The sequence below is a fragment of the uncultured Leptotrichia sp. genome (genome assembly GCF_938036635.1).
Lineage (GTDB): Bacteria > Fusobacteriota > Fusobacteriia > Fusobacteriales > Leptotrichiaceae > Leptotrichia > Leptotrichia hongkongensis.
In genome coordinates this window covers 1-3,741 of sequence record NZ_CALHQO010000264.1, presented here as the reverse complement: position 1 = coordinate 3,741, position 3,741 = coordinate 1, and the positions used below count along the sequence as shown (strand labels likewise).

Annotated in this window: 5 protein-coding genes and 1 pseudogene; 2 read left to right on the top strand and 4 right to left on the bottom strand. The window is 27.6% G+C overall.

The features are described from left to right. Together Q0370_RS05165 and Q0370_RS05160 are read left to right on the top strand one after the other, a co-directional pair. Positions 1-202, top strand: a pseudogene (locus tag Q0370_RS05165) (hypothetical protein); the annotation flags it as partial. Positions 203-223: 21 nt separating this feature from the next. Beyond that, positions 224-1,234, top strand: coding sequence for an endo alpha-1,4 polygalactosaminidase (locus Q0370_RS05160; protein ID WP_299573000.1), 1,011 nt, complete (start codon positions 224-226; stop codon positions 1,232-1,234). 276 nt (positions 1,235-1,510) lie between these two features. On the opposite strand, the gene Q0370_RS05155 is transcribed toward Q0370_RS05160, so the two are convergent. From Q0370_RS05155 to Q0370_RS05140, 4 genes are all read right to left on the bottom strand, one after another. Further along, entirely contained in the window at positions 1,511-2,086 is a 576-nt protein-coding gene (locus Q0370_RS05155) for a DUF4291 domain-containing protein (RefSeq protein ID WP_299572997.1), read from the bottom strand. Continuing rightward, positions 2,083-2,640 (bottom strand): HEAT repeat domain-containing protein, encoded by a 558-nt coding sequence (locus Q0370_RS05150; RefSeq protein WP_299572994.1) that lies wholly within the window; start codon positions 2,638-2,640, stop codon positions 2,083-2,085. Before Q0370_RS05150 ends, Q0370_RS05155 begins: the two co-directional genes overlap by 4 nt. Positions 2,641-2,800: 160 nt before the next feature. Continuing rightward, positions 2,801-3,358: a HEAT repeat domain-containing protein gene (locus tag Q0370_RS05145; RefSeq protein WP_299572991.1), complete on the bottom strand. Its 558-nt coding sequence runs from the start codon at positions 3,356-3,358 to the stop codon at positions 2,801-2,803. A 91-nt stretch (positions 3,359-3,449) separates the two neighbouring features. Further along, positions 3,450-3,599, bottom strand: coding sequence for a hypothetical protein (locus Q0370_RS05140; RefSeq protein WP_299572988.1), 150 nt, complete (start codon positions 3,597-3,599; stop codon positions 3,450-3,452). Positions 3,600-3,741 lie beyond the last annotated feature (142 nt).

Here is a 3,741-nt window from a genome sequence, read left to right as displayed (position 1 = left end):
TAAATATAAAATAAATAATTTAACCCTTGAAAGTTCAGCAGGAACCTATTTATTATATTCTCAAAATTTTACAGATAAGTTTAGAATCTATGGAAAAGCAGGGCCTTTATTCAGATATGAAAAAACAAAATATGGAACATACAAATATAAAAAGTCTCAATTAACAGGATATGCTAAAATTGGGCTGGAATATATTTTTTAATAAAATAAAACAGAGGTAAATATGAAAACAAAACTACTTTTATTATTTTTAACACTTTTTGTCTGCTGTTGTTGTTTTTCTCAAAAAAAAATTGAAAAAGCTAAAAATGTTAAAAATCAAAAAAATTATGAAATAGGAAGCGAAATTTATCGAGATAGAATGCGTGAATTAATTCGAGAAATCAAGAGAAATACATCAAATGACAAACTGCTGATTACTCAAAATGGAAATGAACTATATTTCTATAAAGGAGAAATGAATAAAGAATTTTTTAATGTAACAGATGGAACAACACAGGAAAGTCTTTACTATGGAGCAGGTTTCAAATTGACAAATCCAACTCCTGGAAAAGAAAATGAGCAATTGCTAAATTGGCTATTGCCAATTAGAAAGGCTGGAAAACCAGTATTTGCGATAAATTATGGAATTGGTGAAAAAGCTAGGGCAGATTTATTAAAAAAATCCGTTCAGACAAATTTTGTGAATGAATTATTACCGTCATTTGGAGCAGAAATGCCATATGTTCCAATTCAGAACTTTAATTCTAGAAATATAAATTTATTATCAGATGTAAAAAACTTTCTAGTACTTTTAGATCCAAAAAAATTTAAAGATATAGATGCATTTTTTGAATATTTAAAAGAAACAGATTACGATTTGTTATTAATAGAGCCATCACATAGTGGTAAATTTATGACAAAGGAACAAATCTCAGCTTTGAAAAAGAAAAAGAATGGAGGAGCACGTAAAGTAATTGCTTATTTCAGTATTGGAGAAGCTGGAGATTATAGAAATTACTGGAAGGAAGAATGGAATAATGAAAATAAGAGACCAAGCTGGATAGTGGAAGAAAATCCAGATTGGAAAGGAGATTTCATTGTTAAATACTGGAGTAATGAATGGAAGCAAATAGTTAAGGATTATCAGAAAAAACTAGATGAAATTGATGTAGACGGATATTTACTTGATACAGTTGATACCTATTACAAATTTGAAGATAAATCTGAAAAAACTGGTAATCTTATTGATTAAAAAATTTTGGAATTGGCATTTTTATAAAATATGCTATAATATATCTATCTAAGAAAACGATCAGTTTAAAGGCTTATAATTTATTTTATAAGTCTTTATTTTTTTTTGCTATTTTTTCTTGAGATGTAATGTCTTGTTACTATATAAGCATAAGAAAACGAACATATTGTATTTTCCTCCTCTCTACCAAACTATTTTACTATATTTTATCTAAAAGTCAATTCCTTTTTTGTATATTTTAACAAAAAAATAGCCATTTATGACTATCTTAGTAATTTATTTCATGTATTTTTTTTCATTCGGTAATAGATTATCCAAAAAACTCCCATTCTCAATCTTCTCTCTCATTTCTATAACTTTATCAGTTATATCCGTTATATTTACAATCCACTCATTTACATATTTTTTTACTGTTTCTCCCTTTATGCCTAACTGTATTGCTCTTCTTCCTATTGGATTGCCATAAATATCCCTATCTGGATCCCATTGACATCTTACTTCTGAATTTTCCAGTTTTTCTTTCCACTCTTCCTTAGATAAATCAGAAACTTCTCTAAAAGATGAGAGTACTGCATTTCTCACTATTTCATCAAATCCTTCCCTTTTCAAGTCAATTGCCAGTATTCTTTCCTGTCCTTGCTTACTAGCCCAGCCACTTCTGTACATCATCCAGAGAAATGACGGTTTTATCCAAGTCATTCTGTTTAAACTGAACTTACTTCCAAACTTTCCTAATTTTAAAGCCTCATCTGCTATTTCATTGTTATATGCCTGATAAACTCTTATTGTTTTATCATCAAATACAGCATAAATATTTCTTTCCTCTTCTTTTTTCATAATTAATCCTTTCATTCGACATCCTTATTTGTAAAATTACATCTCTTCAACTGCTCCATTGCATGTTCTCTTATAGTCTCTTCTTCGCTTTGTAATAATAATTCCAATTTTTCTTTCGCCTTAGGAGTATTTATGTCTCCTAAAGCAAAACAACATTTTCTTACTAATACAAAATTATCATCCCAACGATATTTTTCAAAATTCGAAGTTGCTAGTTCGTATACCGTGTCTATTGTTTGAGGTAAATGTAAACTTTGAAAATATGATGCTATAGTTTCATGTTCCTCATGAAATTCCTCTCTTGATAATTCGCTGAAACTCTTAACAAAATTTAATGAATATTTTGGAAATAAACCAAAAATCCCAATGGAATACATTAAGTACGCTATCTCATCTGAATTTTTTTTATAGCATGCTTGTTTTATTCCTTCTTTAATCATATCTATTTTTTCTTCATCTGTAACACTAGAAAAATTTGAGATTAATTCCTCATTTCTCAGTTGAAAATTTACAATATAAAATTTTTTGCTTAATTCAAAGAATTTTTTTAATTCTTTTCTATAATCCATTTTTTTATTCTCCTTTATCACTTCGTATTTTTTAAATTATAATTGAATATTTCTAATCCTTTCCCCCGTCTTTTCCTAATTGTCTATCTATTGCCTTTTTTCTAGTTACTTTATTCGCCTCTTCTTTAAAAGGAATCATTTTTTTACATCTTCAGTATTCTCACTCAAAATCCTTATTTGTAAAATCACGTCTATTCAACTCTCGTTTTGCTGATTCTCTTAATTCTTCAGTTTCATTTAAATTATTAGCCAAAAGTTCCAATTTTTCTTTTGATTTAGGAGTATTTATTTTCCCTAGTGCATGAATACATTTTCTAGCCATTGCAATTCCCCCTTCATATCCTTCAAACTGATGTGCCAATGCTAAATAATACACCCATTCTATTGTTTTTGGTGAAGCTATATCTTCAAATGCACCTGCTATATTTTCATGGTCATAGTGCCAATTTCCTGTTATCATTTCCTCAATACTGTCTTTAATTTCATCAAAATCTATTTTTGATGAAAAAACGAAACAAAAAACTAAATGAGAATAATACATCATCATATCTCCATTTTTCAAAGTACAAGCTTCTTTTAATTTTTCTTTTGCAATATTAGGAACTTCTCTTCTATACCTAATTTTTTCCAATTTAAATTTTTCTAAAAACTCATCATCAGTTAATTCTTTATTATACCATTTTGATAGTAATATAACTTCCTCAAGATATTTGTCCATAATTATTATTCTCCTATTACTTTGTAATCGATAATATTATCATTAAAGATACTCAATGCTTTTCCACCTTCTCTTTCTAATCCTATATTTATTATAGTTTTTTTTGAATTGTTGTTTCCAATTTAAACATTGCATGATTATTTCCCCAACCTTTAGATGCATTTGGCAATTTTGAATAATTATAATTAGGATTCGCCATTATACCACTTATTTGACTTTTATCTTTAACCCCTATATTCATCAATTCATTCGTTGTTCCTGGATTAAGTTTAAATTCTAATGTTACTCCACCATAATCATATTTTTGTACATATGATAGCGAAAGAGAAATATCTAAAAAAAGTAAAAAAACACTATATCATTATTAATAAAATTATTATATT

Excerpts from the sequence above, each read along its gene's own strand:
- Q0370_RS05160 (WP_299573000.1), top strand. The coding sequence starts at position 224 with ATGAAAACAAAACTACTTTTATTATTTTTAACACTTTTTGTCTGCTGT.
- Q0370_RS05155 (WP_299572997.1), bottom strand. The coding sequence starts at position 2,086 with ATGAAAGGATTAATTATGAAAAAAGAAGAGGAAAGAAATATTTATGCT.
- Q0370_RS05150 (WP_299572994.1), bottom strand. The coding sequence starts at position 2,640 with ATGGATTATAGAAAAGAATTAAAAAAATTCTTTGAATTAAGCAAAAAA.
- Q0370_RS05145 (WP_299572991.1), bottom strand. The coding sequence starts at position 3,358 with ATGGACAAATATCTTGAGGAAGTTATATTACTATCAAAATGGTATAAT.
- Q0370_RS05140 (WP_299572988.1), bottom strand. The coding sequence starts at position 3,599 with ATGAATATAGGGGTTAAAGATAAAAGTCAAATAAGTGGTATAATGGCG.